The sequence below is a fragment of the Niastella caeni genome (assembly GCF_004834005.1).
In the GTDB taxonomy this organism is placed as follows: Bacteria; Bacteroidota; Bacteroidia; order Chitinophagales; family Chitinophagaceae; genus Niastella; species Niastella caeni.
This window is the reverse complement of sequence record NZ_STFF01000012.1, coordinates 116,383-138,490: the sequence shown is the minus strand read 5'-3', so window position 1 is coordinate 138,490 and position 22,108 is coordinate 116,383. Positions and strand designations below refer to the sequence as shown.

13 protein-coding genes are annotated in these 22,108 nt (G+C 45.9%); 6 read left to right on the top strand and 7 right to left on the bottom strand.

The features are described from left to right. Nucleotides 1-255 precede the first annotated feature (255 nt). Together FAM09_RS28040 and odhB are read left to right on the top strand one after the other, a co-directional pair. A complete protein-coding gene (locus FAM09_RS28040) occupies nucleotides 256-3,009 on the top strand; it encodes a 2-oxoglutarate dehydrogenase E1 component (protein ID WP_136580482.1) in 2,754 nt (917 codons plus the stop codon). 69 nt (nucleotides 3,010-3,078) lie between these two features. Further along, complete coding sequence (odhB, locus tag FAM09_RS28035; protein ID WP_136580481.1) at nucleotides 3,079-4,326, top strand: 2-oxoglutarate dehydrogenase complex dihydrolipoyllysine-residue succinyltransferase; 1,248 nt, start codon at nucleotides 3,079-3,081, stop codon at nucleotides 4,324-4,326. A 156-nt stretch (nucleotides 4,327-4,482) separates the two neighbouring features. On the opposite strand, the gene FAM09_RS28030 is transcribed toward odhB, so the two are convergent. Both FAM09_RS28030 and FAM09_RS28025 read right to left on the bottom strand, forming a co-directional pair. Next, a complete protein-coding gene (locus tag FAM09_RS28030; protein WP_136580480.1) occupies nucleotides 4,483-5,811 on the bottom strand; it encodes a multicopper oxidase family protein in 1,329 nt (442 codons plus the stop codon). Nucleotides 5,812-5,912: 101 nt separating this feature from the next. Further along, nucleotides 5,913-6,488: an AraC family transcriptional regulator gene (locus FAM09_RS28025; RefSeq protein ID WP_243751796.1), complete on the bottom strand. Its 576-nt coding sequence runs from the start codon at nucleotides 6,486-6,488 to the stop codon at nucleotides 5,913-5,915. A 191-nt stretch (nucleotides 6,489-6,679) separates the two neighbouring features. Here FAM09_RS28025 and FAM09_RS31335 point away from each other — a divergent pair, with 191 nt between their 5' ends. Next, entirely contained in the window at nucleotides 6,680-8,170 is a 1,491-nt protein-coding gene (locus FAM09_RS31335) for an RsmB/NOP family class I SAM-dependent RNA methyltransferase (RefSeq protein WP_243751795.1), read from the top strand. A gap of 6 nt (nucleotides 8,171-8,176) precedes the next feature. Here FAM09_RS31335 and FAM09_RS28015 read toward each other — a convergent pair whose 3' ends face one another. The 3 genes from FAM09_RS28015 to mnmA form a co-directional block, all read right to left on the bottom strand. Beyond that, nucleotides 8,177-10,150, bottom strand: a complete 1,974-nt coding sequence (locus FAM09_RS28015; protein ID WP_136580479.1) for a S8 family peptidase — start codon at nucleotides 10,148-10,150, stop codon at nucleotides 8,177-8,179. Nucleotides 10,151-10,205: 55 nt separating this feature from the next. Beyond that, nucleotides 10,206-10,979 (bottom strand): hypothetical protein, encoded by a 774-nt coding sequence (locus tag FAM09_RS28010; protein WP_136580478.1) that lies wholly within the window; start codon nucleotides 10,977-10,979, stop codon nucleotides 10,206-10,208. A gap of 164 nt (nucleotides 10,980-11,143) precedes the next feature. Continuing rightward, nucleotides 11,144-12,247, bottom strand: coding sequence for a tRNA 2-thiouridine(34) synthase MnmA (mnmA, locus tag FAM09_RS28005; RefSeq protein ID WP_136580477.1), 1,104 nt, complete (start codon nucleotides 12,245-12,247; stop codon nucleotides 11,144-11,146). Between the two features lie 194 nt (nucleotides 12,248-12,441). On the opposite strand from mnmA, the gene FAM09_RS28000 reads away from it, so the two are divergent. Continuing rightward, nucleotides 12,442-15,033 carry a M14 metallopeptidase family protein gene (locus tag FAM09_RS28000; protein ID WP_136580476.1) on the top strand — a complete coding sequence of 864 codons (2,592 nt, stop codon included), beginning with the start codon at nucleotides 12,442-12,444 and terminating at the stop codon, nucleotides 15,031-15,033. Between the two features lie 285 nt (nucleotides 15,034-15,318). Then, on the top strand, nucleotides 15,319-15,759 hold the full coding sequence (locus tag FAM09_RS27995) for a single-stranded DNA-binding protein (RefSeq protein ID WP_136580475.1): 441 nt from the start codon (nucleotides 15,319-15,321) through the stop codon (nucleotides 15,757-15,759). 203 nt (nucleotides 15,760-15,962) lie between these two features. Here FAM09_RS27995 and FAM09_RS27990 read toward each other — a convergent pair whose 3' ends face one another. Together FAM09_RS27990 and FAM09_RS27985 are read right to left on the bottom strand one after the other, a co-directional pair. Next, complete coding sequence (locus tag FAM09_RS27990) at nucleotides 15,963-18,749, bottom strand: hypothetical protein (RefSeq protein WP_136580474.1); 2,787 nt, start codon at nucleotides 18,747-18,749, stop codon at nucleotides 15,963-15,965. A gap of 381 nt (nucleotides 18,750-19,130) precedes the next feature. Continuing rightward, nucleotides 19,131-20,450, bottom strand: a complete 1,320-nt coding sequence (locus FAM09_RS27985) for a hypothetical protein (RefSeq protein ID WP_136580473.1) — start codon at nucleotides 20,448-20,450, stop codon at nucleotides 19,131-19,133. A 226-nt stretch (nucleotides 20,451-20,676) separates the two neighbouring features. On the opposite strand from FAM09_RS27985, the gene FAM09_RS27980 reads away from it, so the two are divergent. Next, on the top strand, nucleotides 20,677-22,083 hold the full coding sequence (locus FAM09_RS27980) for a Gfo/Idh/MocA family protein (protein ID WP_166437290.1): 1,407 nt from the start codon (nucleotides 20,677-20,679) through the stop codon (nucleotides 22,081-22,083). The last annotated feature ends 25 nt before the right edge of the window (nucleotides 22,084-22,108 follow it).

Sequence of the window (22,108 nt, the reverse complement as noted above, 5' to 3'; positions counted from 1 at the left end):
CAAAAAACGAAAAATAATACAGGAAAATTCTTGAACCTATTTCCGCCAGTATGAAAAACAGGCAATTATCGGTTCTTTTTTCCACTAAATTACCATAGAATGCACGTTGGGTGCGGGTTTTAGCTCCCCACCGCGATAAATGCCGTCAAAAAACACAAAATCAGGCAAATTGGCTTTCGTTCCTACCTTTTTTGACCGATATTTGTACCCCGATTTTAAATAACTCAATACACTTTAAGCTTCAATTGCATCCTCATGAAGGATTTTTCGTATATCACCAATTCCCACCCGGCCTTTATTGAAAACCTGTATCAGGATTTCTTACAAGACCCAAACAGTGTTGATCCCGACCTTAAAAAATTTTTTGAAGGATTTGACTTTGCCGTGGGACAAGGCAAAAATGGGACAAATGGTGCCGCTTCTTCAACAGAAGCCGGCGCAGCCACAGAAAGTATCGATTGGAAAAAAGAAGTGGGCGCCTACCGCCTTATTTTGGGTTACCGCAACAAAGGCCACCTGATCGCTAAAACCAACCCCATTCGCCCGCGTAAAGACCGCGGCGCCAATCTCGACCTCGGGTTCTATGGTTTTACGGAAGCCGACCTCGATAAAACATTCCACGCAGGCAATATGATCGGGCTGGGCACCACTACCCTGCGTAATATTCTGCAGCATATGCAGAAAACCTACGCCTCGCATGTGGGTATCGAGTTCAAATACATCAGCGATCAGAAAAAAGTTGACTGGCTCACCAATGAAATGGAACGGAACTTCAGCAAGCCGTTGCCCATCAACAAGAAAAAACGCATCCTGGAAAAACTCAACCAGGGCGTTATATTCGAAAAGTTTCTCCATACCAAATATATCGGCCAGAAAAGGTTCTCGCTCGAAGGCGGAGAAACCACTATTGCCGCCCTTGACGAAATAATCACCACCGGCGCCAACAACGACGTACAGGAAGTGGTGATCGGTATGGCGCACCGGGGTCGCCTGAACGTGCTGGCCAACATCATGGGTAAAACCTATGAGCAGATCTTCAGCGAATTTGAAGGCACAGCCAAGCTCGACCAAACCATGGGTAGCGGCGACGTAAAATACCACATGGGTTATGGCAGTGAAGTGCAAACAGCCGATGGCAAGACCGTTCACCTGAAGCTGATGCCCAACCCTTCGCACCTGGAAGCAGTAGACCCTGTAGTGGTTGGTTTTGCAAGAGCAAAAGCAGACGTTTTATACAACAGCGAATTCGATAAAATATTACCCATCTTAATACATGGCGACGCTTCTGTTGCCGGCCAGGGTGTGGTATACGAAGTGGTGCAAATGAGCGACCTCGATGGTTACTATACCGGAGGCACCATTCACTTCGTGATCAACAACCAGATCGGGTTCACTACCGATTTTGAAGATGCCCGCAGTTCTGATTACTGTACTTCACTGGCAGCCATGATACAGGCGCCGGTATTGCACGTAAATGGCGATGATGCAGAAGCGGTTGTTAAATGCGCTGAAATAGCTACCCGCTACCGCCAGGAGTTTAATTCAGATGTATTCATTGACATGGTTTGTTACCGCCGTCATGGACACAACGAAGGCGACGACCCTAAATTCACGCAGCCGCACCTGTATGCGCTGATTGAAAAGCACGTTAACCCACGCGAAGTATACACCAATTATTTGCTGGAAAACGGAGAAGCAGATGCGAAAGACCTGGCGAAGGAAATGGAGAAGAAATTCTGGGGCGACCTGCAGGAACGCCTCGACGAAATAAAGCAGAACCCGCTGCCCTACCATTATCAACAGCCTGAATTAGCCTGGAAAAGCTTACGCAAAGCCACCGAAGACGACTTCGACAAATCGCCGGTTACTGCTGTAAAAGAAGATGATTTCAAAAAAGTGTTTGAAGCCCTCATGAAATGGCCTGATGATTTTAAGCCATTGAAAAAGGTGGAAAAGATCATTCAGGATAAAATAAAATTATATAACGAAGAAGGTAAGATTGACTGGGCAACCGGTGAACTGCTGGCCTACGGCAGCCTGTTACTGGAAGGAAAAGATGTTCGGATGAGCGGACAGGATGTACGCCGCGGCACCTTCTCGCACCGCCATGCTGTATTGCGCGACGAAAACAACGACAAAGCATACAGCCGGCTAAGCAACATACCCGGCGCCAATGGCCAATTCAGAATATACAACTCCTTACTGAGCGAATATGGCGTATTGGGCTTTGAATATGGTTACGCCATGGCCAATCCCAATGCACTGGTATTATGGGAAGCACAATTTGGTGATTTCTGTAACGGTGCGCAAACCATGATCGACCAGTTCATTTCAGCCGGTGAACAAAAATGGAATCGCATGAATGGCATTACCATGTTGTTACCGCACGGTTATGAAGGACAGGGCCCCGAGCACAGCAGCGCCCGTATGGAGCGTTTCCTGCAAATGTGCGCAGAATTAAATATGGTGGTAACCAATATTACAACTGCTGCCAACTTCTTCCACGCATTGCGCCGTCAGGAAGCATGGCCTTTCCGCAAACCACTGATCAATTTCTCACCAAAAGCCAACCTGCGCCATCCCGGTACTTATTCGCCTGCACAGGAGTTTTTAAGCGGCGGCTTTAAGGAAGTGATCGATGATACATACGCAGATGACGCCAACCGCGTACGGAAAGTATTGTTCTGCAGCGGTAAAGTATACTTCGACCTCGCAGATCGCCAACAAAAAGAAAACAAAAAAGACACCGCCATCGTACGGCTCGAACAATTATATCCTTTACCAGTAAAACAGTTGGAAGAACTGTACCGCAAATACAGCAAAGCCACCTGGTTCTGGGTACAGGAAGAACCGTTGAACATGGGCGCAGCCTCTTTCTTACAAATGAACCTGAAGAGCATCAATTACGGAGTGATCAGCCGCCAGCCAAGCGCAGCTACAGCTACCGGTTACGCCAAGGTGCATGCACAGGAACAGGCTGAAATTATTGATACAGCATTTTCAATATAAAATTCAATGGCTTGATGGCTTGATGGTTAAACCATTAAAAAAATTGACGATAAATAAGAAACGTTTTTTATGATAGATATAAAAGTTCCGACAGTTGGAGAATCCATTAGCGAGGTTACTTTATTAAGATGGACAAAAAACAGCGGAGATTATGTAGAACGTGATGAAGTGATCGCTGAACTGGAAAGTGAAAAAGCCACTTTTGAAGTAAATGCCGAGCAGGCAGGCACCCTGCAACAATCAGCCAAAGAAGGTGATACCCTTAAAATTGGCGATGTACTGGCCTCTATTGATGAAACAGCAGCCAAACCAGAAAAGCAGGCAGGCTCCAACGGAACGCCGGTTGAAACGAAGTCGGAAGCAGGAAGTAAGAAAACTGAAGCTCCCGCATCTCAAACTTCACAAGCCCCGGTAACAGCAGTATCTAACGACATAAAGGCAACGCCTGTTGCCGCTGCCATCATTGCCGATAAAAAAGTAGATCCCAAATCGGTAACCCCCAGCGGTGTTAATAGCAAGATCGTTAAGAGCGATGTACTGGCAGCATTATCAAATCCTGGCAAAGTAACTGGCGGAAAACCGCTGTTCAGCCGCGAAGAGAGAAGAGAAAAAATGAGCCAGTTGCGCAAGACCATTAGCCGCCGCCTGGTAGAAGCCAAGAATACAACGGCTATGCTCACTACCTTTAACGAGGTTGACATGAGCCGCATCATGGAAATACGCAAGCAGCATAAAGACAAATTCAAGGAGTCTCATGGTGTAAACCTTGGCTTCATGAGCTTTTTTGCCAAAGCCTGCGCCATTGCATTGCAAGAGTGGCCGGCTGTAAACGCCTACATCGATGGCGATCAACTGGTGTACCACGACTATGCCGATATTTCAGTAGCAGTTTCTACTCCCCGTGGATTGACCGTTCCGGTGATCCGCAACGTAGAAAGCCTGAGCATGGCCGATATTGAAAAGAAAGTGATAGAGCTGGCCGGCAAAGCAAGAGATAACAAATTATCAATGGATGAATTAACGGGCGGCACCTTTACCATTACCAATGGTGGTGTGTTTGGCTCATTAATGAGTACTCCGATCATCAACCTGCCACAAAGCGCCATCCTGGGTATGCACAAAATTCAGGAGCGCCCTATGGCCATTAACGGACAGGTGGTTGTTAAACCGATGATGTACCTGGCATTAAGCTACGACCACCGTATCATTGACGGTCGCGAGTCGGTAAGCTTCCTGGTACGGGTGAAGGATTTATTGGAAAATCCGGAGCTGTTATTGTTTGGTAAAGATCCGGTGAAAGCGTTGCTGGAATTGTAAGCGATAAAAGATAAAATAAGAATGCCTCATGCTAAACATGGGGCATTTTTATTTTAAGATCGTTTAGTGAGTGGTGAATGGTGAGTTAGCTCGCGAATTTTGAGACTAATATGCCGCTTGAAATTCATTATCCATTGCCAACCTTCGTTTATTGTTTTATGGTGTATGATGATGAGCGTGATGATGGTGATGTACACCTGATGGTCCTTTCTCAGGATTTACCACCTCAAAATGACCCATCATACCTGCTTCATGATGTTCAAGAATATGACAATGATACATCCACATTCCTGGCCGGTTATCAGGCATCCATGCGATCTTGATCTTACTTTTGGGTTTAAGGTTATAACTGTCTTTCCATGCTTTATAAACCGGAGCTTTTCCATTTTCTTCAATTACCTGAAAGAAAAATCCATGTAAATGAAATGGATGATCCATCAGGCTTGTATTGGATACTTCCCACACCTGTAACTCTCCAACGTTTACCTGTTTGTCAACATTATGCAATTGGCCGTTTACAAGAAAATCAATACCATGCTTCCAGCTTGCACCAACAGAGAATTTTACTTTCCTTGTTATTTCCGCACCCTGTGGCGCCAGTGGTTCTATTTCTCTTAAGTTGTATGGCAACCTGGCAATAGAGGGTTTTGTAGCACCAACCTTAACGGTTGCAATATTCCTGTCTTTTGTTTTTAAAAATGTGGTCCGGTTATAAGCCAGCGATTCAATTAAAAAATTCTCACCTTCAGTAAAGGGACCTGCCGCAATATCCATCCGTTCTCCGGGTATTATCAATACTTCGGTAACTTCTTCAGGATGTTCGAGCAATCCTCCATCTGTACCTATAATTTTAAAATCTTTGCCGCCTAAATACAATCGAATATACCTGGCGCTGGAAGAATTTATAAACCGCCATCTTTCAGTTTGGCCTGCATTGATATTGATTTCCGGTTCTTCTTTTCCATTCAATAAAACAATATCTCCCTGGCGACCGTCATGCCGTTCCATCCATCGTTCAATAAAATTGCCTTTTCTGAATTCGTTGTCAGCGGTTAGCTTTATATCATCCATCATCAGCACTTTATCTGCATCAAAAACCGGTTCCGTATCATCTTCTACTATCAAAGCCCCGTACATCCCCCTTTCCATTTGCCGGGTTTCATTGAAATGAGAATGATACCAGAATGTACCGGTATCCGGCACTATAAAACGGTATTCAAACTCTTCGCCTGGTTGTATAGGCTTTTGTACATCGTCTGTGCCATCCATCGAAGCCGACAGTCGAATTCCGTGCCAATGAATAGTCGTTGCTTCCTGCAGGTCATTCTTTACTTTAATAACCATTGTATCGCCTCTTCGGGCTTTTAATACCGGACCAGGGAAACTTTGATTAAAGCCCCAGACTTTAATAGTTATCTGATCTGAAATTTTCCAGTCAAACTCAGTTGCTGTCAATTGATAAAACCTTGTTGTTGTCGTTTGCATAATTTAAGTTTTATTGATAATAGTAACAACAACACAAAACTACTATCATGCACAGCGAGGCCTCTTATGCTATTGGGGGAAATATGTACATAATTTTTGGATCATATGTTGTCGAGCGACTTACGCTTTGCAGCACCGATTTTTCTGAAATGTGAAGGGGTAAGCCCGGTAACTTTTTTAAACTGGGATGACAAATGGTGCACGCTGCTAAACCCTGTTTGATAAGATATTTCTGTAAGTGAGAGCTGATCGTATACAAGCAGTTCTTTAACTTTTTCAATTCGTTGTAGTATAAAGAACTGTTCAATAGTTCTTCCTTCAATAGAAGAAAACAGATCGCTCAGGTAACTGTAATCATAAGGATTTTTTTTAGTTATAAAAGTAGATAACTTCGTGTTTTGCGCATCCATTCCCAGGTATAAATATTCTATAAGCGCCTGCTTAATATCCTCAATTATTTTATTTACCCTTGTTTCTATTAGTTCGAATCCCACCTTTTGTAACCCCCTTTCTATTCGCTCCCGTTCAGCTTCTGTAGGCTTTGCCGGAACTTCCACTTCACCCAAAGAGACCCTGGTGAAAGGAATATTGAGGCTGTTCAATACGCTTTCCACAGTCATTATACATCTCGGGCAAACCATATTTTTTATAAGAAGCTTATGGATAATATCTGCCATTCAAAAGCGATTAAATATGTATACTAAATTAAAAATTTTCTTTCATTTACCAGGGTAGCCCATTTTTAATACTCCTTAAAATGCATTTCCGTTGCATTCTCTTTTTACTGGTTTTATCAAACCAAAAATAGTTGCATGAATACCTTATATATGTTTAGTTTATAAGGCCGCAAGAACTAAATTGCACCCCTATGAAGTATTTCTCCCACATGAACACCGCTGTGCAGTTGCTGCAACAATACAACGGCAGTCAACCCTTTGGGAGCTTTATAAAACAGTTCTTTAGCCAGCATAAGAAATACGGGTCGAAAGACCGGAAGAATATTTCGCAGTTGTGTTATGCCTTCTTCCGCCTGGGAAAAGCGGCATCTCAACTGCCGACAGAAGAACACATACTCACCGGCTTATTCCTTTGCAGCCACGAACCCAATGAATTGCTGCAACACTTAAGACCCGAGTGGAATGACAAAACCAACCTTCCATTAACAGAAAAAATATCCCTGGCTGGCATTCACCATTCACCATTCACCATTCACGATTTATTTCCCTGGAAAAATGAATTGAGCAATAGCATAGATCATGAACCATTCTGCTCCTCATTTCTCACCCAGCCCGATCTCTTCCTGCGACTGCGGCCTGGTAAGGAACAGATTGTAAAAAGCAAACTGCAACAGGCGGGAATTACTTTCCAGGAAATCAGCAGCACCTGCATCGCGTTACCCAATGCGTCGAAAATAGATACCGTAATTGAAACGGACCGCGAGGCAGTGATTCAGGATTACAGCTCGCAACGGATTGGGGAGTTGATGGAGGTAATTCACACTTCGACTGCGCTCAGTGCTCAGGACCCTACCCCTTCGACTACGCTCAGGGTTTCGGAGACAACAGACACTCCTTCGACTTCGGCCTCCGCCAAGGCTTCGGCAGACAAGTCGCTCAGGGTTTCGGAGGCAACAGACACTCCTCCGACTTCCGCCTCCGCCAAGGTTTCGGCAGACAAGTCGCTCAGGGTTTCGGAGGCAACAGACACTCCTTCGACTTCGGCCTCCGCCAAGGCTTCGGCAGACAAGTCGCTCAGGGTTTCGGAGGCAACAGACACTCCTTCGACTTCCGCATCCGCCAAGGCTTCGGCAGACAAGCCAGCAAACAAACCACTCAAGCTCTGGGATGCCTGCGCTGCCAGCGGCGGAAAATCCATACTCGCCTACGATATATTCAAACACATTGACCTTACGGTGTCGGATGTAAGAAAATCAATTCTTAGTAACCTCGAAAAGCGTTTTGCTGCTGCCGGAATAAAACAGTACAATTCCTTTATAGGCGACATCTCTACTTCAACATCCGAAATTCAACATGCTACATTCGATATTATCATAACCGACGTTCCCTGCACCGGGTCCGGCACCTGGAGCCGTACGCCGGAACAATTGTATTATTTCGACCCACACCAAATTGAAAGGTATAGCGCCCTGCAAAAAAAGATCGTAAGCCATGCCATCCCGCACCTGAAACCGGGCGGCTTTTTGTTGTATTGTACCTGTTCGGTATTTAAAAAGGAAAATGAAGACGTAGTGCAGTTTATCAGCGAACAATACCCGCTGCAATTACTTGAAAAGGAATTAATGACTGGCTACGATAAGAAAGCCGATACTTTGTTTGGAGCTGTATTTCAAAAAAGATAAAGCCAGTTATTTCTTAAACACCTTGCGATCGTAGATCCTTTTATTGTTGTTGTACACCGTAACTTCATAAATACCGGCCTTCCAACTACCCGTTTGCACCGGCGTGCTAAAATAACCCGCAGGTTTGTCGGCTTTTTTCGCAAACACGATGCGGCCCATCATGTCGGTTATTTTGATACCCATATTAGGTACTGCATCCGGCGTATTCACTACCACCAGCAGTTGCTGATCGAAGGGACTGGGTACAACGATCAATGTATTATCAGGAAAACAAACCGTATTGATCGTTTCCTGCAAACTGGCAATTACAATGGCCGTATCGGCAGACCGCATATTTTGCACAATGCGGTATTGAACTATACCGCTGCCGGCTGCCCGAAGCGTATCGTTGTATGTATAGCTGTTTGCCTTAAACGATAAAGATGTTGAAGCAACCGTGCTGATCACTGAAAAATTTGTTTCGCCGGGTAACTTTCTTTGCAAAGTATATACAGAACTGGTGTCGTCCTTGCTTTTCCAGTTTATACCAACTATACAATTATTAATAGTTGAAATGGCCGTAGCATATTGCCGGGTGAGCAGCGCCACAGCTTTTTTGAAATTGGGAATACCGTGGCCAAACCGGTAATCGGGACTGGCGTATTTGTTCGCACTCTTTTGTATAGCATCGATGATCTCCATGTTGGTAAATTCGGGAAACGCCTCCCAAAAACAGGCAGCCAGACCAGCGAAATTCGGGCAGGCATAAGAAGTACCGCTGCCCGAAGTAGGGTTGCCGGTTGAGGCAGCAGCTATCACCGCATTCATCCCAACAGACACTATATTGGGTTTTAACTTCCCTGCGCCATTAGGCCCCCAACTGCTCGATGAAGCTAAATTCGCATTTACATCAATAGAACCAACGGTGAGCACACTATCGGCATCTGCCGGACACGCAACGTACTTCAGGTCGGTTGAATTATTACCACTGTTTCCGGCCGACACAACTACCAGTATCCCTTTCTTTGCGGCCAGATCAGCCGCTATTGAGATCATGGCCGTATTACCATTGCGTTGTGCATAACTGTAATCGAAGTTCGAACCATCAAAATCGGAATAGCCAAGCGAAGTAGAGATCATATCAACACCCGCGCTGTCGGCAAACTCAGCCGCTACCACCCAGTTCTGTTCTTCAACCGGATATTCAGAACTTATCTCTTCCGTTCTTAACAACCAGTAACTGGCATGCGGCGCAGACCCCACGAGCACACCGGGCCGGTTACTCGCCAGCAGAGAAAAAACGTAAGCCCCATGCGAATTGTCTTCATTTACGCTGGCTTCGTTATTTACATAATCCCAGGTGCCCAGCACCCGGCCCTGCAATCGCACACTGTCAAATGCAGGATTGGTGAGATAGTATAAAAACCCGGCATCGAGCACCGCAATGGTAACCCCACGACCGGTGAAACCCAGCTTGTGCAAATAGTCGCCATTATGAATATGGATCTGATTATACATACTGCCATAATCAAATACTGTATTAACACCTGTTTGGCCAGCAACATGCTCAACCGAAACGGGCGAGGCGGGTGTTTCTTCAGCCAACCCATTACTGAGGTTATTATGCGAACCTGACCTCGCCGCAATAGCGTTCGTCTTTTTTACAAAAGGGAATGAATTTATTTTGGTAATTGCAGCGGCATCTGTGGTCCTGATAAGTACCTGGTTCAACCATTTGGAACTATTCAGCACAGTAACATTGGGAACTTTACGAATGCTATCGAGGTAAGCCGGGTTGACCGGCAGATCGGTAGAATCGAGCGCAATGTGTTGATTGGTCCTGCGGGCTATTGCTTTTGCAGACAAATAAGCTGACGAAGACGTAAACGTATAAGGCGTTCCTGTTTTATCGGTAAACTGAACGATGTAACGTGCAAACTGCGCCTTCGTTAAACCGGTAGACGCAATAAGTAAAATTATCAGCGTAGCTGTCCTTTTCATGGAAGGTAGTCGTTTATAGTAAGTGACCTTCGGCTGTTAGCCGTGAACGCACAGATTAGTTATGACCAATGATAGTCATTTTTATTCCAAATCCGTGCCGGTATCCTGAACTGGAGCCGGTAGGTGGCTGGTATTCCCACATTTCCACTTCTTTATACACCAGTCCGATGTTCTTTGCATACTTTTCAACCCAAAAGGTCTTAGAAGCGGGTATGCCTGCAGTAATCGGCAGATTGGTTGAATCGGCGATCTGCACAACGGTAATGGTGCTGTCGTAAGTCTTGTTATTAAAGGAAGCAGACATGCCTATATCGTGATAGGTATAATCCCAATCCTGTATATCTTCATCATTGCTGAATTCGTACAGATCTACATAAGGGTTATCTGGCAAATACCCATTGCCCCGCCAGCTATACCCTTCTTTTACCGGTAATACGAGTTTTAGGTACCGGAAGTTGGCTTCATTCACTTCAATATTTTCCCGGGTTGGAATTACCTGGTAAGTAAGCACTGGCCACCAGTCGCTTTCACTGGTACTGCCGGTATCGCGCAGGTAACGTACAATTCGCCAGCCTGCCCGGCCCAGGTTATCTGTAACCTGGCCTTCCACTACATCTTTAGCATGGTAAGAAATTACGGTATCCTTTTGTCCGAAACTAACGAACCGGGTAGAATCGAGACGATATAATACATACTTGCCGGTCTGCAGGTTTACATAATCCGTTACTGCGTCAGAAGTAAAACCATCATTCTTTTTATCGCAACCGGCTAACTGCATACATGCAAACAGCACACCGACGATGATTACAGAGGTAAAAAATTTCTTCATACAACAATTTGTAAAACAGCGACTTTGTTACAGGACAACCACAGGGGTATTTTAGTTGCTTGCCCATGGCTCACTTACCCCTTCCCGGCCACGAAATTAAAAAACCGTCCCGATATGCCGGGACGGTTGGTAACGTTGATTAACATTTATTTATTGCCTGAAAATCAGGCTAATTGTCCTCGCTGTATTACGCCGCCGCCTATCACATCATCGCCTTCATAAAAAACCGCGCTTTGGCCGGGCGCAATGCCTTTGGCATAGTGTGAGAATTGCACCAGCACGCCATTTTCATGCGTGTGTAAAGTACTCAATGCGCCTTTATCTTTATAGCGGATCTTCGTAAGCGCTTCCATTCCATCTGTAATGCCGTCGTATTTTATCCAGTTGATCTTACTTACCAGCATTTCCTGGCGGTTCAGATCATCTTCTTCACCCAGCATCACCGTATTGGTTTCGGGAATGATGTTGGTAACATAAACAGGTTTACCAAAAGTAATATCCAGGCCCTTGCGTTGCCCGATGGTATAAAATGGATAACCTTTATGTTTTCCCAACACTTTACCATTCTTATCTACAAAAACACCGCCTGTTACTTTTTCTTCCAGCCCTTCTACCCTTCTTTTCAAAAAGCCGCGGTAATCATTATCGGGCACGAAGCAAATTTCATAGCTCTCGCTTTTCTTGGCCAGTTCAGGATAACCATAGTCAAGCGCCATTTGGCGGATGGCGGTTTTATGATACGTGCCAAGCGGTAACAGGGTGCGGCTCAGCAGGTCCTGCTGCAAGCCCCACAACACATAGCTTTGATCTTTCGTTTCATCTACCCCTTTGCTGATGTAATACCGCCCATTGTTGTGTTGATGCACATTGGCATAGTGACCGGTTGCAATGTAATCGCAACCCAGCGCATCGGCCCGTTTCAACAGCGCCCGCCATTTAATATGGGTATTACACATTACGCAGGGATTGGGGGTGCGGCCAGCCAGGTATTCATCCACAAAATTCTCGATCACAAAATCGCCGAACTCATCCCTGATATCCAGGATATAATGAGGGAACCCGTGCTGTACGGCAGCCATACGGGCATCGTTGAAGGAATCGATATTACAACAGCCGGTTTCTTTTTTGCCACCGCCACTGGTGGCATAATCCCATGTTTTCATGGTAATGCCCACCACTTCATATCCCTGATCATTGAGCATCAAGGCCGTAACGGTACTGTCGATACCGCCGCTCATTGCCACCAAAACTTTTCCTTTCCGGCTCATATCTTAAAAAAATTAGCGTGCAAAGATAACTCTGATTTCTGATTTTGAGATTTTGAGATTTTGAGATTTCCTATTACACAGCAACTCAATAAATTGTGAAATCCCTAAATCAAGAAATCCCCTAAATCGGCAATCTCAAAATTTGTGTCTTATCTTCCCGGGCTAAACCTAATCAAACCAAACGCAGAGTCATTATGAGAAGACCCGATTTCAACAATCGTATATGGGCGATTGTTCCCCTATTCCTATTTATTTTTTACACCTCAAAGGCCCAGGACCTTACCTATTACCTGCCCGATAGCGTAACGTACAATTCCGCCATTCCAAAACCAAAGGATATTATTTATCATGAACCTGGCGAATGGCATGTTACCCACGACCGGCTGGTAAATTATATGCAGGCTATTGCCGCGGCGGCGCCCAACCGGGTAAAGCTGGAACACATGGGCTTTACATATGAAAGCCGTCCGCAGGTTTTGTTGATCATTACTTCCCCGCAAAATCATCAGCGGCTGGAGGCCATTCGCGAGCAACATGTTCAACTTAGCGATCCGCAAAGATCAGGGTCGTTGAATATTGAAAACATGCCCCTCGTGGTATACATCGGCCATTCCATACATGGCAATGAACCGAGCGGGGCGAATGCCGCTTTGGTAAGCGCTTATTACCTGGCCGCTGCCCAGGGAAAACAAATGGATGAATTGTTAGAAAATACGGTGATCCTTTTTGACCCTGCCTTCAACCCCGATGGCCTGCAACGTTTTTCAACCTGGGTGAATCAGCATAAAAGCAAGAATCTGGTCACTGATGCGGATAGCCGCGAATTCAATGAAGTATGGCCCGGCGGAAGGTTCAACCATTACTGGTTCGATTTGAACCGCGACTGGTTACCCCTGGTGCATGTGGAGAGCCGGAACCGCTTGCAATGGTTTCATAAATGGAAACCCAACATTTTAACCGACCATCACGAACAGAACTCCAATGCCACTTTCTTTTTTCAACCCGGTGTGCCTTCGCGTGTAAATCCGTTGACACCGGCCGCCAACCAGGAGCTCACTGGTAAGTTGGGCGCTTATCATGCGGCGTTCCTGAATCGCATCGGCTCATTGTACTTCACCAAAGAGAGTTATGATGATTTTTATTACGGCAAAGGCTCTACGTATCCCGACATCAATGGCGCTATTGGTATCTTGTTTGAACAGGCATCATCACGCGGGCATGCGCAGCAAACGGAGAACGGCATTTTGCGTTTCCCATTCACTATAAAAAATCAGTTTACGGCTACTTTATCTACCCTGGAAGGCGCCAAAGCTCTGCGAAAGGAATTCCTTACCTACCAGCGGGATTTTTATAAGAACGCACAGGCCGAAGCCGCCGCTACCCCGGTAAAGGGTTATGTATTTGGAAGCGCCCGCGACAAAAGCAAGACCGCCCTCTTTGTTGACCTGTTGCGCCGCCAGCAGATCGAGGTATATGAATTGAACAGCCCGATCCAGGCAGATGGATTTTCATTTGAAAAAGGCAACGCGTTTATAGTACCGGCACAGCAAACCCAGTACAAAGTGATCAGAACTATTTTTGATAAAACGTTCACTTATAAAGACAGCCTGTTCTACGACATTACCGCCTGGACTTTACCGCTGGCCTTTGGCCTGCCATATGCAGAATTAAACGCTGCCCGTTTTTCTGCATCGTTGATGGGAACAAAAGTTGACAAAGCGCCCCGGCCAACCGGAACCGTCGCTGGTGGCAAAAGCAATTATGCCTACCTGTTTGAATGGGATGAATTTTATGCACCCCGCGCGTTGTATGCCTTACAGGAAGCGGGTGTTCTTACCCGTACCGCCACCAAACCATTTGAAATACCTGTTCACGATGGCAATAGAAAATTTAATTACGGGGCCATTTTCATTCCGGTAAAATTACAAACCATCGATGCCGACAAACTACACGAAATTGTAAAGGGAATTGCAGCTCAAAATGGCATCACCGTGTATGCAACCAATACAGGCAATGTAACCAGCGGCAGCGACCTGGGCAGCTGGAGAATGCGGCCGGTTGCACAACCAACTATTGCCATGTTGACCGGCACCGGGGTGAACGCTACCGATGCCGGCGAGATCTGGTTCCTGCTCGACCAGCAGTTTAACATACCAACCACCCACCTCGACGTGCCGGTATTTAATCGCACAGATCTGAATAAATACAACACGCTCATAATGGTGGGCGGCACGTATAATGGCCTCGATAAAGAAAAGCTCCGTAACTGGATACAGGCCGGCGGCACTTTTATTGTTACAGAAGAAGCCGTGCAATGGGCGGCGCAGAATGGATTAACGACTGTAACTTTCAAAAAGCCCAAAGAAGATTCGGCCAAACAGATCGCTTATATAGAACGCGAATACCGCACCGGTGCGCAAAAGATGAACGGCGCTATTTTCAGGGCCGTCCCCGACCTGAGCCATCCGCTTGCTTTCGGTTACAACTACACGTTTGTAGACCTGTTCAAGTCCAATGCGGTTTTTCCGGAGCGCAATAAGAACCCCTATTCCAATCCGCTTGTTTATGGCGACAAGCCCCTGCAAAGTGGATTTGTGACAAAAGAAAATTATGACGCCATCAAAAATTCCGCGGCGGTGCTGGTGAACACATTGGGCAATGGCCGGGTTATTTCTATAGCCGACAATCCCAATTTCAGGGCCTTCTGGCTGGGCGGCGCCAAATTGTTTATGAATGCGATCTTCTTTGGAAGGCTGATTGAACCAGGATCTGGCAAAAACGACTAGAATAATGTGCTGATCTATTGAATATTGTCTATTGCAAATTGCAAATTGAAACCGTACTTGCTACGCAGTCACAAAGCTCATGATTACCAGACCTGTATTCATTTGCACATTTTCGCATTTGCTAATTTGCACATTTGCCACTGAGCTCATAAATGCCTCAACTCACAAGCTTTGAGACTTAGTAAGAACTTTTCCCCAGTCCTAAACGGATTGTTGTCACTATTGCGGGAAACCGTAAATTGCCAGACAAAACAATATTTAAGTACGACGCTAAATTTATTAAGTATGATTAAGTTACAAGTAATCGGCAACCTGGGTAAAGATTGTGTTACCAACAACGTGAACGGAAAGACTGTAATGAACTTTACGGTAGCACACACAGAAAGATTTCGTGATGCCCAAGGGAACCAGAAAGACAAGACCATTTGGGTGGATTGTGCTTACTGGAGTGACCGTACTGGCATTGCGCCTTACCTGCGCAAAGGCACCCAGGTATACGTAGAAGGAAATCCAGAAATAAGAACCTTTACTAAAAACGATGGTACGTATGGCGCCTCACTAACCCTGCGCGTACAAACTGTACAATTATTAGGCGGTCGTCCTGAAGGAAGCGGCGGCGGAGACTATAGCGGCGGAAACAACAACTATACAGCGGCACCCAAGGCAAACAACAATGTGCCTTCGAGCAATGAGGTAAACGAGCCGGTTGATGATCTGCCGTTTTAAGGGGGAATGGTCAATGGTGAATAAAAGCCGTTTAACTTTTTAGCATAATAAAAGCCGGTAATGTCGAAAGATATTACCGGCTTTTTGCTTTTGGCCCTTTTTGCCTTGTGGCTTTAGACTTTAAGCTTTTCCTCGTTGCCTTGTTGCCTTTATGCCTTTGCTTGCGGCTTGAGGCTTGAGGCTTGAAGCGTGCAGCTTTCCTCCTACCACTTCACCACCCGCAAAGCAGTGCGCACACCATTGTTAACAAACACCACCAGGTAATTACCTTTCGGGAGCCTGCCAGTAGCTAAAGTTGTCTGCCTGCTGCCTTTGGTTACTGTTTGCGTTAGGTATACTTTACCATCGATGCTGGTTATTTGAATATAGGCAGGTTGGGTAGTGGCCGTATAATTAACTTTCACCTCCTGGTTGCCGGTGAGCAGCCGCGGTGTTACCGTAAGTGTATTGTTGCCTGGATTTTTTATTGTTATTATCTGACTGTAGGTAACCTTTCCATCCTTGTCGACCATTTGCAGGCGGTAGCTAATTTTACCTGCCATTGGCCGGTAGTCTGTTGCCGAATAATTGCCGGTTTCAATACCGGAAGTATTTACTTTTTGCAAAGCGGTAAAATGAACGCCATCCTCGCTTCTTTCCACTATAAAGTGACTTGTATTTACTTCATCAGCGGTTTGCCATTGCAATACAATATTATTACCCTGGCGACTGCCATTAAAATGCAATAAGGTCAATGGCAGCGTTACCGTTGAGCAGAAGTTCAATTGCACGGCACTGGTCCTGGTATCGGTACAACCATCTATATTACTTGTAACGGTTATCAGGTACCGGCCGGTATCGGCTTGCGTTACCGGGTTAAGCGTAATGGTATTACCGGTAACCGTATTACCATTGGGCGTTTGCCAGCTATACGTATAATAAGGGTTCGCTGGCAATGAAAGCGTGGCCGTACCACCCTGACAGGTACTTCCTATGGTGGCGATGGTCGTAAGCCTGAGGCTGTCGATGGAAACATTGCGCGAATAACTGTTGCCGCAGGCATCTGCCATCAGCATATTATAGGTGCCTATGGGTAAGTTAGCAAATACAGGGTTCGATTGCATTGGCGTGGTTACTGCCCCTGAAGTTATTCTATATTGGTAAGGCGCAACACCCACTGTGCTGTCGGGCAATAATGCCACTGTACGGCTACCGCCACAAACGGCTACAGCCGGCGAAAGCGCAAAAGCAGGCTGGGCATAGGGTGGCACCACAACAGTTACCGGTATTGTATCCTGGATCGCATAGGACATCCCCTGGAGATGGTATATAATTGGTATGGAAGCCGTGTATTGGTAATAAAGGGTATAGGTACCTGAAGACAGATTGACGAGAGAATCAGTATCGGCAAACGAAGTAGACCACTGGAATCCACCTGAGGCGCCTGGTGTTAAAACAAAAGCTGAAAGATTACCGGCGCTACCCATATTGGAGGTTGCGTTCCATATAATTTTATTGGCGCCGATACAACCTCTTTTAAGGGTGGCGCTAAAAGTATCATGTCTTAAATTTGCCTGGGTGATAGTAAACGTTACACTATCTTTTTGTCCGCAGGTGTCCATGGCAATCACTTTCCAGGTGCCGGCAGTGAGGGCGTGTAAGTAAACGCCGCTGTTATAAAAATTTATATCCTTAACAGTATCCGGATACGTATACGTATGTACGGCACCGTTTCTATAGGTTACAGAAGGAGGCCCCTGGGCAATGATAACACTGCCGGTATTGGCTGAAGAAATACCCAGCCTTACCACCGTAGTACCATCCCTTGTGACATATTCACGATGGAAGTTGTACCCAAGGATTTTGAAATCAGGTGCTGTGGCCCAGTTGAATTGAATGGTATCTTTCATGCAACAATCTTCCCGCACTACTCTATATCCGTTGCCTGCCGGATAACCGGAAAAAGTTGAATTATTGGTTTGCGTGGTTAAAACAAGGCCAGCCGGGCTCACGAGGGTATAGGTAATAGTATTACAATGCAATCGCGAAGAAGGGGTTGCTGTTTCGCTGTTATCATAGGGATCGAACGTATAACGGTATTGCTTGCTACAGTCAGGAATAAGCTGGGAACGCGTCCACATATTGAATGTATGTGTGTCATAGTTATTTGTGACAGCGGTACCACAACTGTTTACGACATTCAGTGTTATTTGCCTTGATGTGTAACGCTGATGAACATAACGGAAATGAAAAGTATCGAGTATGGCATTAGCTGCATTGCTGGAAGTGAGTACATGGGTCAGTACATTGCCGTCTGGCAACGTTAAAGTAGCGGTGTAGGGAAGTTTCACATAGCCCAAACCAATTGAATAGGCGATGGAGAAAGAATCACAATTTTCATAGTACAGGTCAAAATAGTTGAACCAGAAAGAACCAGGATTGCCATCTGGCAATGTTACTGTCCTGGTTTGAAAATTACCGCATGAGTCTGTTACCTGAACCGAATAGGCGCCTGCCGGCAGCCCGGTAAACTGGTTGCCAGCCTGGGGTGGCGCCGTTACCGGTGAGGGACTGACGAGCGCATAGGTGAATGGCGCTCGCCCATTCAAAACATTAACCGTCATACTACCATCCTGATTACCCGGACATGTTGGTGATTGAAGGTCAGGATAAATTTCAGGTACGGCATAGGAACCCGAAACAACAAATGTTCTTGTTCTACTGGTTCCGCAGTTGTCTGTTACCTGAACTGTATAACTGCCGCTTTGCAGCGATTGAAATACATTGGATGATTGTGCAGGCGACAGCGCCGGCCCGGCTATAATGCTGTATATAAAAGGAGCTGTGCCGCCGGTTACCTGTACAGTAGCCGTACCGGATGACTGACAACGGCTTTCGGTTGTAACTACCGGGTTAATTGATAAAGGAACGGGAGCAGGACATTGTGCTGATGCTGCATGTGTAAATAACAATAACAGGCATGCGTATAGGCTGGGTACGAAATAGCGCATATTGGATTATATTAAATATATCCACTACAAAGTCTGGTTAGAGGAATGTGGTTAGCGCTGTTTTTAACGAAGCAAAATTTTGTTTATTGGGAAGGTAAAAACAGAAAAATTAAAGTAATATAATAATGACAGTATCGTGAATGGCTGGGCTTGGGGGGCGAGCGGCAGGTGGTGAGGAGTGAATGGCAGGTTGTTGGTTGTGAGTGGCTGCGAGCAGCAAGTGGTGAGTGGTGAAAACGGGTGGTGAGTGGCGGGTAGTGAAATGCAAGCTGAACGCTGAACACTGAAGGCAAATACAGCGGAAAGTTGAAAACGGGAAGCCCTTAGTAATTGTATTGCTTGAGGCTTAAAGCTTTTCCATCTTGCCCATTGCTTATTGACCTACTGCCTGTACACTGGTAACCTCTTTGCTTCATATTCCTTCACCAACTTTTCTACTTCTCCCTTACTCACCGCCTTCTTCTGATCATCGATATCTATCACATACAAATACCCCCTGTTACCGGTAGTAGCAGTAAACGCACTCACCAGGTTAAACTGATCGCTCACCAGTAATCGCCCGTTCGATACATTCCACAATTCCTTCGCGCACAAACAACCCATGGTAGGCGTGAGCGGATACCAGGGTTTGTTTCGAAAATATTCCGGATCGATGGTAGTGCCATGCGCAATGATGGAATTGCGGCCCAGTTTCCCGGCATAAAACGCTTCCGTTACCGAAGGGATCGCCCGCATGGAAGGTGGTAACAATTGCAAATACGACCACAGCGCATCATTCGCGGAACTCCATACGCTGTCGGTTAAATGAAAGTAGGTTGTCCATTTTCTTTCATAAGGCATTATCAGTTGCAGGTTAGGCGTGGGACCAATGAGTTTGTTATAGGTCACTGCCGTTCCCTGTATACTGTACACGCCTTGCGGTGTATTGCCATCTGGAATAAAATAAGGCAACCCCGAAGCAGAGCGGGCCAATTGTTCAAACACCATGAGCCGGCCATCAGCAAATCGCATAAAACTACCATCGGCATTTTGTACAATAGCCATTCCGGCATAATCGCGGTTATGCCGTTGAAAGGAGTAAATGACCTTCTTCTTCACTGTTTGCTGATAGCGGAACAGTTCGATCAGATCATTAAAGGCCGGCGCTTTATAATGCGTATAATTATGCAGGTATTTATCCAGTTCGTTCAACACCGTATTATTGATATAATTGGGGAATTGCTCCCTGATCCTTTTCCTGATCGTACTGGCATTCGATTTCGACGTATCGTAACGGAGAGAATACGCTGCGGCAATTGAAAACAACAACGGATTGGTTTCTTTGGCCAGCAGCAGTTGAATGCTTTGAATGTATTGATCGGGGTACACGCCATACACGGTTTCCAGCATGGCGCGTTTGGTGTCGTACTGCAAAGAATCGTACTGAACAAACAATTGGGTAATGCCCAGCTGGGTGGTATCGTTGTCCAGCATGAATTGAACTATGGCCCGGCAGGCGGCTTCATACCTGTATTCTGTATTACTATCGAGCGGTGCTAAAAAAGCTTTGCCAACAACATTTTCGTGGAGGTCTTTCAATAACAGTTGCCGCTTCTTATATAGAACAAAATCACTATAAATATCTTCGCGGCGCGGCTGCGCAGCAACATCATATAATAATAAAAAGGTAAGTAAACACAGAAGTACGGCCCTAACCATCATAATTGTAAATATACTTTACCGGCTGATAAAAAATCTTGAATAATTGGTAACTTGAATTCCCAGGTCTGGTTCTCAAAGCTTAACGGCAGGTACTCAGCAAGAAACGTGCAGTTATTAATTTATATAGTTTAAATCTGTTTTTAATGTTTGTGGTTTGGTTTTTGCACTTTGCCACCCCGTTAACCTGAGCATTGAACCTTGTGCCCTGAGCCTTAATTCTTATGATATGAATAAAGATTACGCGTCGACCCGGCGGAAATTCTTACAACAATTGTCAGCCTCCGCAGCGATGCTGGCGGCCTCGCCGTTTGCCTCTGTAGCCAACCCCGAACAACTGGAAGAACGCATTATTCGGTATCAACGGCCGATCAGTGCGAACGATACCATTCGCATAGGCCTTATTGGTACCGGCATTATGGGTCACCAGGACCTGCAAACGGCCCTGAAAATACCGGGTATTGAACTGGCCGGCGCCTGCGACCTGTACACCGGCCGGCTCGACAGAATGAAGGAATTGTACGGCAGCTCATTATATACTACACAAGACTATCGCGAACTACTAAATAAAAAAGATATTGATGCCGTGATCATTGCCACCAGCGATCACTGGCATGCCCGTATTGCAACCGATGCTTTTCGCAAGAACAAACATGTTTATTGCGAAAAACCCATGGTACATAAAATAAGAGAAGGATTACCATTGATCGGCGCCCAGCGATTGAGCAAAAAAGTATTGCAGGTGGGCAGTCAACGGGTAAGTAGCATCGCCTATATCAAAGCAAAAGAATTATACAAAGCCGGGGAGATCGGCGCACTCAACTGTGTAGAAGCTACCTACGACCGGCAAAGCGCCATCGGCGCCTGGGAATATACCATGCCTACCGATGCATCGGCCCAAACCGTTGATTGGCGACGCTATATTTCAGGCATGCCGCCAATTCCGTTCGATCCCAAAAAGTTTTTCTGGTGGCGTAATTATAAAGCATTCGGTACCGGTATGGCGGGCGACCTGTTTGTGCATTTGCTGTCGGGCATTCATATGATCACAGATTCCAAAGGGCCGAACCGCATAGTATCGAGCGGACAATTATCCTACTGGAAAGATGGCCGCGACGTACCGGATGTAATGACGAGCATTCTTGACTATCCGGCAACCAAGGACCATCCGGCTTTCCAGGTAATGCTGCGGGTGAATTTCATCAGCGGCGGCGGTAATAAAAGTGTTATCCGGTTGTATGGCACGGAAGGGGTGATCGAGATGGAAGGAAATAGTTTTACCGTTACACACAGCATGCTGCCCAAAGCGCCGGGCATTGGCGGTTACGATGCCCTGAACACCTACCCTACCGCCATGCAGGAAGAACTAAAAAGACAATACTATACCCGCTGGACAAAAGACGACGAGAAAAGACCGGAAAAAGCGCCGGTAAAATATAAAATGCATGATGGTTATAGCGATCACCTCGATCACTTCACCAATTTCTTCGATGCCATTCGCACGGGCACCATGGCCAATGAAGGCCCTGAATTTGCCTTCAGGGCAGCGGCGCCCTGCCTGGCCGCCAATGACAGCTACTTTCAGAAAAGGATCATCTTTTGGGACCCTATTAACATGCGGTTGAAAGGAGCGTAAGCGAATGTGCTAATGTGATAATCCC

What these genes read in the sequence shown, in the direction of transcription:
- FAM09_RS28000 (WP_136580476.1), top strand. Translation starts at nt 12,442, where the DNA reads ATGAGAAGACCCGATTTCAACAATCGTATATGGGCGATTGTTCCCCTA.
- mnmA (WP_136580477.1), bottom strand. Translation starts at nt 12,247, where the DNA reads ATGAGCCGGAAAGGAAAAGTTTTGGTGGCAATGAGCGGCGGTATCGAC.
- FAM09_RS28040 (WP_136580482.1), top strand. Translation starts at nt 256, where the DNA reads ATGAAGGATTTTTCGTATATCACCAATTCCCACCCGGCCTTTATTGAA.
- FAM09_RS27995 (WP_136580475.1), top strand. Translation starts at nt 15,319, where the DNA reads ATGATTAAGTTACAAGTAATCGGCAACCTGGGTAAAGATTGTGTTACC.
- FAM09_RS28015 (WP_136580479.1), bottom strand. Translation starts at nt 10,150, where the DNA reads ATGAAAAGGACAGCTACGCTGATAATTTTACTTATTGCGTCTACCGGT.
- FAM09_RS27985 (WP_136580473.1), bottom strand. Translation starts at nt 20,450, where the DNA reads ATGATGGTTAGGGCCGTACTTCTGTGTTTACTTACCTTTTTATTATTA.
- FAM09_RS27980 (WP_166437290.1), top strand. Translation starts at nt 20,677, where the DNA reads ATGAATAAAGATTACGCGTCGACCCGGCGGAAATTCTTACAACAATTG.
- FAM09_RS27990 (WP_136580474.1), bottom strand. Translation starts at nt 18,749, where the DNA reads ATGCGCTATTTCGTACCCAGCCTATACGCATGCCTGTTATTGTTATTT.
- FAM09_RS28025 (WP_243751796.1), bottom strand. Translation starts at nt 6,488, where the DNA reads ATGGCAGATATTATCCATAAGCTTCTTATAAAAAATATGGTTTGCCCG.
- odhB (WP_136580481.1), top strand. Translation starts at nt 3,079, where the DNA reads ATGATAGATATAAAAGTTCCGACAGTTGGAGAATCCATTAGCGAGGTT.
- FAM09_RS28030 (WP_136580480.1), bottom strand. Translation starts at nt 5,811, where the DNA reads ATGCAAACGACAACAACAAGGTTTTATCAATTGACAGCAACTGAGTTT.
- FAM09_RS28010 (WP_136580478.1), bottom strand. Translation starts at nt 10,979, where the DNA reads ATGAAGAAATTTTTTACCTCTGTAATCATCGTCGGTGTGCTGTTTGCA.
- FAM09_RS31335 (WP_243751795.1), top strand. Translation starts at nt 6,680, where the DNA reads ATGAAGTATTTCTCCCACATGAACACCGCTGTGCAGTTGCTGCAACAA.